This window comes from Okeania sp. SIO2F4 (assembly GCF_010672385.1).
GTDB lineage: Bacteria > Cyanobacteriota > Cyanobacteriia > Cyanobacteriales > Microcoleaceae > Trichodesmium.
The window spans coordinates 1-6,968 of the sequence record NZ_JAAHGT010000496.1 but is presented as its reverse complement, the minus strand read 5'-3'; the positions used below and the strand labels follow the sequence as shown (position 1 = coordinate 6,968).

Sequence of the window (6,968 nt, the reverse complement as noted above, 5' to 3'; positions counted from 1 at the left end):
TTACGTCAAACTTTAAAACGACAGAAATCTACTGTGAAAAATCAATTAGGTCGTCCCACAAATAGACCAACGTTACGTTGGATATTTCAATGTTTTCAGTCAATCCATCTGTTGATTAATTCTGGGGTAACAGAAATATCTAATTTAACTTCCGAACGTCTCGAATTATTAAAGTTTTTTCCTCCAACTTGTCAAAGATACTATCTTCTGAGTTGAGATAGGATGGGATAGGATAACCATGGAAAAACATATACAATCAAATTATCAAGGTCACCCAAGTATTTATAGTTCCTATGAAGACCATGGATATTCTCATGCCTCTATCACTCCCAGAGTTTTTTTGATGGCAATTTTTACCTAGATTCCACTTGAGACCTCATATTTAGGCACACTCATGGTTGAATTTACACTCAGCCACAGGGAAAAAGTCTTTTTGAACAGTATAAATACTTACTCAAGTTTTCTCGCTGTTACATACTACATTTTGTCGTGCGGAATGTGGGTTTAAGCCCAAATCTCTGTATTCTATAGTTAATAGAGTTGTTGGAAATTAAGCTCAAAAAATGGCTAAAACCCTTATCAGTTAAGCTTTATAGTGTTTGCTTGGTATAAAATCCAGAAAACCTTATATAGTAAGCCTTTGAGCATTTTAAATTTTTATTTCCAAACAACTCTAATGAAAAGCGCTATAAATCAAATCTTATAATGTGGATATTCTGCTGAATTGACATCCTCCCTACGCTGCTAATCGAGACAGCGCGGGATTCCCGCTCCATCAGTGATAGGGGCTTTCTGCTTAAGACCGCACCTGCTGACGAGGCCGAACCTATGCATCGGTCTAAAGGCGCGCTCCTAAAGACTTGCCAGCGCCACCAAAGGGGGTCTCCCCCATGAGCGACTGGCGCTGACACTGCTAGCCCAGCAGCCTGATATTATTGAGGACAGCACACCATTGCAAGAACCGCTCTTATTGATTGGTTTTCCCATCTCTGAGCTCCCCTGACCGAGAGCGCGGGTCAAAGGCCAACGTTGAGATATAGCGCTACGCATTAAGGCTCTTGACATTTCGCGCATCCTGAAACCCTTTAACAGTTTACTATTCCCTCCATACCTATTCCCTATTCCCGATTCAAGTAGCGCTATAAAGATAAATTGAAATTTGTCTGGGGTAAAATAGTTGACATTGTCTTACTCAAAAATCAAATGCTCAAACTTTGCGTTAATAGATTTTGAGTCACAAAAAAGCGAGACTATTAAAAAGGTTGTAGGCGAGGGAAGCCAACTGATTGGCGATGTAAGGAATTAGGGAAGATGAAAAACCTAAAAAACGTCGGAAGGAAGTACGCAGCGCCCGTTTTAACGGCTGGTTGAATAACGACACGCGGGTAATAAAGCGGAGTAAAAGTCTGCTATACTAGAAAAATAAGGAACAAGGTTTGTCACCATGACAAGAGCGCTAGTGCGGTGAAATTCCGGTGGACAGTTAATGGGGAATTAATTTCCTACGACGGCTCAAAGCAAGTAGGCAGCTAGAGGAGGGATTTATTGCTCCAACCAGCGTGAGTCAAACCACTCTTGAAAGCTAACAAAAAAAAGTCAACTCACAGCTAGATTTCGGTCTATACCGAGCCAGGAGTCTAGAAGTCTGCCCTTCAGGCTTTAAGCAAATGTGGATTTATCCAATTTACGGTTGATTTGGCCACAGAATCCAGGGTGTTTCAACCCCTGGAGATGTCAATATCAAAAGTAATTTTTGAAACTGCAAAATTGATTAGCAGATAAGGGTTAGAAGGGAGAAGGTTTTTCTGACTAACTTAATTATCGCTATTGATATAAATTTTAGCTTTTTGTTCCTTCTACCTTCTTCCCTCTTGCTTCTGAATTAATATTGAGGTACAGAAGAATCTATTTCCTGACTCCAGGCAGTAATTCCACCTTTGAGATTAGTACCCTCAATACCATTCTCCTTCAGGATACCTAATGCTTTAGCCGATCGCCCGCCCATCTTACAATGAGCAATTAAACGATGACCATTCATTATATCCTTAACCTTTGCCACACCAGAACCCTGCTCAATATCTGGCAATGGTACTAAAACAGACCCAGGAATTTTGGCAATTTCATATTCATTGGGGTTCCGCACGTCAACTAAGACAAAATCATCCGCTTCACTATCCAATAATTGCTTCAAATCTTGAACCGTCATTTCTGGAATAGCCATTTTACTTTCTGCCTCCTGTGCTTTAGCTTGAGGAATTCCACAAAACTGTTCATAATCAATCAACTTTTCAATAACTGGTCGTACTGGATTAGGACGCAGTTTCAATTCCCGGAAAGTCATATCTAGGGAATTATAAAGTAACAATCTACCACTCAAAGTTGTACCTTGACCCAAAACAATTTTGATAGTTTCCGTCGCTTGGATAACTCCAATCATTCCCGGCAAAATACCTAACACACCACCTTCGGCACACGAAGGTACCATTCCTGGGGGTGGAGGTTCGGGGTAAAGGTCGCGGTAGTTAGGTCCACCTTCATAATTAAAGACAGTTGCCTGACCCTCAAAACGGAAAATAGAGCCATAGACATTAGGTTTATTCAGAAGAACACAAGCATCATTAACCAAATAACGAGTCGGGAAATTATCAGTACCATCCACAACCACATCATAAGACTTGAGAATGTCTAGAGCATTTTCAGAACTTAACCTCGTTTCGTAAAGGTCAACCTGACAGTGAGGATTAATTTCGTGAATCCGATTTTTAGCAGATTCAATTTTTGGCTTACCCACCCAAGAGGTTCCGTGAATAACCTGTCGTTGTAAATTGGAATGATCGACAATATCAAAATCTACAATTCCAATATTTCCAATTCCTGCTGCTGCTAGATATAACAATAGTGGAGAACCAAGACCGCCCGTGCCTATACATAGAACTTTGGCAGCCTTCAGACGTTTTTGACCATCTAATCCTACTTCCGGTAGAATCAGATGGCGCGAATAACGTTGATACTCTTCTGTATTTAACTGGATTTCTTCCAGATTCGGATTTAACATGATAATTTAGGTCTAAAAATTTCTTGGATAAATTATGTGAGGTTTTCTACTGTACAAAACCTAAACAATTCCGGCAAAGTTAGGTCAAACCTGGTAATGCCAGTCTTGATGTTTATTTCTTGCTTCAACCTGGAAGTCTTTCAGTAGCCCACCCTAGTAAATTGATTCACTTCCCCATATTGGGATAATACAACTGCTGTACAATACCTACTCAATTCCGGCCGGCACCAGGATAAACCTTGCCATTACCGGTTTTGATGCTTGCTTCTTGCTTCAATCTAGGGAGTCGGCCCCTTCTAGTTCACAAGCGTAAATTCGGGTACAGCCTACCCTAGTTTTTTGATTAACTTCCCCATATTGAGATAGTACAATCGCCGCATTCAAGTCACGGTCTATTGTTGTGCCACAATGAGGACAATTATAGATGCGATCGCTTAATGTTAACTCTTGATGGATATGACCGCAATGATGACAAGTTTTAGACGATGGAAACCACTTGTCAGCTAATACAACAGTTCCACCGTTGGTAACGATTTTGGTTGTCAATCGTTCCCTGAATTGATAGAATCCCTGGCGGGCTACTGATGCCGCTAACTTTCGAGAATGCATCATGCCTTTAACGTTTAAGTCTTCCAGACAAACGTGCTTAATATTGTTTGCTAAATCTGTCGTAGTCTTTTCAATAAAATCAGAGCGAATATTAGCAATACGAGCATGACATTTTGCTAACTTTTTGTAATATTTAATCGCATTTTTAGAAGGTTTTTTACCCTTACCGCCTAACTGTTTATTGCGATTACGCCATTGAAACATTTCCAGCTTTAATTGCTCTTTTTTAATTGAATCGGGGAGAGCAATCACGCTATTTTCTTTTAATGAAGCTACTGTTCCAAATTGTTTAATGCCTACATCAATACCAAAAACTTCTTGATGACGTTGATCTAATAGTGGATGAACTGGTGGTTTTTCAGCTTCTATGGCAAAACTTACAAACCATCTTTCTGCTGTTTTACTAATAGTAAAAGTCTGACTTGCTGTCATATAAGGAACTGGACTAGCTAATCGGAAAGTCCCTAATGTTTGTATTTTAATACAGTTACCAGCTTTTATTATGGTCTTTCCATTACCGTCATAAACAGTAAAAGATTGCTGATCTTTTTTGCGTTTAAATCTGGGATATTTGCTGGTATCTTCTTTATACCGTTTAAATGCTTCACCCAAATGCTGAAAAGCGCTTTGATAAATTCGAGACGAGTAGTTATTTGTCCAGGTATATTCTGGCTGTTTCTTCACATAATTAGTAAAGACTTTTTTCGCCTCGTTTATACGTTGGTTATAACTCAAATTAACCTTTTTGCCTCGCTTATTTACTTTGGTCATTCCCTTGGTTCCATTAACTATATTAAGGCCATAATTATAGACAAAGCGAGCATAACCTGCACACTGAGACATTAAGGTTTTTTCCTTGTTATTAAGCTTTAACTCTAACTTGATTGCATACATTTTCATCACTTCCTTTTTCTTATGATAAACTATTTTTTTAAATGTATCAATTCAAGAGTCTTTTTTTTTAAGTATTTACCAGAAATTGCCAGGGATTTTAAGACTAGCAATCAGCTCCTAAAATTACCTACATTAAACCTGCTATACAGCTTATTGCTTATCTTTTAACAATTTCTTCTGGTTGAAATTGATGATTATCGTCAAGAGACCAACTGATAAAGTCAGTAGTCTTGCCTTTTTCCACCGAGAGGATAATGTAGGAATATTCTGGCCAGGCGTAGGTAAGGTCAAATTCTGAGGGGATGGCTGAATGGTCTGGGTGGGAATGATAGATGCCAATGATGGATAGGTTGCGGTCTCTTGCAGATTTTATTGCTTTGAGCATTAGTTCTGGGGATATGGCATATCTTTTTTCTTCTGTAAATTCTTTTTGTTCTGGCCAATATTCATCTGCTTCTGTTTGCCAGGCATTTTCAGCAGGCCAGACTTCGATGACTGTTTTTGCCTGTTGGTTTTGCTCACCTAATAGTAAGCCGCAACATTCATTTGGGTAGGATGTTTCGGCATGGGTGGAAATTTTTTGGAAGTGGGAAAGGGAAAGTAGTAGGGGCATTTGTTTTAAATAAGGGAGGAAAAAGCAAAAGGAAAGTCAAATAATACTTGAACCCCTCTAACTATATTATTAAACTTATTTGATTTTGCTAAACAATGAATGCTCATTTAAACATTTTTAAAACTTCGCCAACCACCTAAAACTTTTTTTCTATAATCATTGTAAGCTTGCAGATCCCGTATATTACCAAAGATGTCATGTTCTCTAAAATATCTACACATCTGAAAAATATCTGAAATAAGTGAATCAGGATAATTTTCTAAATTAATTCCTTTTATTGGAGTTTCTACTGCCTCATAATTTCTACCTTCCAAATACAAGATATCTTCTGCTGGATTTTTAAATGCTCTAACCACAATATTAGTCTCATTTTTACCTTTGCATTCAAAAGTCATGCCTATTTCACTAAAATAGAATTCTGCTGGAGAGTTTTTAATCTCTTCAAGAATTGATTCTTTTGACGCATTACTTATACCTTCACTCAATTTGTAGTGTAAATTTTGTTGCAAATTTTGGAACTCTTTTTGGAGATCTTCATTGTTTGATAATGCTTCTCCTATTAGTTCTGGTTTTTGATTTAAAGCAGGAATAATCTCTGGTTTTTTATTCTCAATTTCTGCCATGATATCAATCATCAAGGGACCTTGGATAGCCAAATAAGTTGTCAATACTAATGACAATATTTTTTTATCATTGGATAAATTTTGAGAAAAATCATCAATTTTTGATTTGATTTCTTGAGTAATGCTTTCTCGATGTTTAATATTTGCTGTTTTGTGCAGTTTCTGTTTAAGGTTTTGAATTATCTTAATTTCTTTTTTTTGATTTTTCTGAATTATATTTTTGGCTTTTTTGGTAAAGTTGTCATTATACTTATTCCAATAAAAATTTATGCTCAACAGAGGTACGATGCTGTTCATAGGAAGATACTCATACCAATCATCTGGTAGTTCTATAATATCTGGTTCTATTCCTGGCTCAATTGGGGTTTCTGGTATTTCAGTATTTTCTACAAGTTTTGCTAGCTCAGTTGCGATTTCTGCCATTTCAGGACTTTCTGCCACTGCTGCAGCTGAGGTAGCAGCTTCTGTAACTTCTGCTAGCTCAATTGCGGTTGTTGCTATTTCAGTAGATTCTATTACCTGTGCTATAGTTTGAGCTGCCGTAATTGCATCAACAGCTAGCTCTATTCCTTCAAATACTAACCATCCAGTACCACCAGTAGCTAAAGCAATTAATCCTCGAACAGCAAGTTTTCTAAGAATTTTTTTAGTAATTTTCGACTTTATATCTTCAGGCATAGGTTGTAAATAATTTATGAGTAGTTAGGTAGTAGATATCTTTAATAAATAATAAACCTGATAAACTGATAAAATTTTGTATCTAAAAAATTTTACAGTTGGGTCAACATATTAAGTTAACTTTTTAGTATAGTAGTTATTTGAGTTGAGATTTTTGGTAGTTTTAGAATTTCCTACTAAGATTACTATTAAAGTCAATACTAGAAAATCAAAATATTTCCAAATTCAATTATTTGTGGTTTGATGGTGAATGGTTATACAGTTTATCCTTTATATGTTCCGAAACAGTTTATGAAAGATACAAACACTGAAACTAAACCAGATAAAGTTGGTACAACAGAAGCAGCATTTCTTTTAAATATTTCTACTGCTAGACTCAGGTTACTTCTCAGGCAAGGTCGCCTCAAAGGAGCGGAAAAAGTCAAACGGTTCTGGGTAATTCCTTTAAATAGTAGAGGAATGCCAGAAATTACTCCTGGTCGTCGAGGTCCTCAAG

4 protein-coding genes and 2 pseudogenes are annotated in these 6,968 nt (G+C 37.3%); 2 read left to right on the top strand and 4 right to left on the bottom strand.

Annotated elements, in window-relative coordinates; all coding sequences use genetic code 11:
* A pseudogene (locus F6K22_RS25715) lies at nt 1-216 on the top strand (IS1634 family transposase); the annotation flags it as partial.
* A gap of 1,666 nt (nt 217-1,882) precedes the next feature.
* On the opposite strand, the gene moeB reads toward F6K22_RS25715, so the two are convergent.
* From moeB to F6K22_RS25695, 4 genes are all read right to left on the bottom strand, one after another.
* Nucleotides 1,883-3,055 (bottom strand): molybdopterin-synthase adenylyltransferase MoeB, encoded by a 1,173-nt coding sequence (moeB, locus tag F6K22_RS25710; protein ID WP_293104555.1) that lies wholly within the window; start codon nt 3,053-3,055, stop codon nt 1,883-1,885.
* 273 nt (nt 3,056-3,328) lie between these two features.
* On the bottom strand, nt 3,329-4,558 hold the full coding sequence (locus F6K22_RS25705; RefSeq protein ID WP_375340196.1) for an RNA-guided endonuclease InsQ/TnpB family protein: 1,230 nt from the start codon (nt 4,556-4,558) through the stop codon (nt 3,329-3,331).
* 157 nt (nt 4,559-4,715) lie between these two features.
* A complete protein-coding gene (locus tag F6K22_RS25700) occupies nt 4,716-5,171 on the bottom strand; it encodes a M67 family metallopeptidase (RefSeq protein ID WP_293104548.1) in 456 nt (151 codons plus the stop codon).
* Between the two features lie 107 nt (nt 5,172-5,278).
* Complete coding sequence (locus F6K22_RS25695) at nt 5,279-6,472, bottom strand: hypothetical protein (RefSeq protein WP_293104545.1); 1,194 nt, start codon at nt 6,470-6,472, stop codon at nt 5,279-5,281.
* 291 nt (nt 6,473-6,763) lie between these two features.
* Between F6K22_RS25695 and F6K22_RS25690 the strand changes: the two are divergent.
* Nucleotides 6,764-6,968: pseudogene (locus F6K22_RS25690) on the top strand (hypothetical protein); the annotation flags it as partial.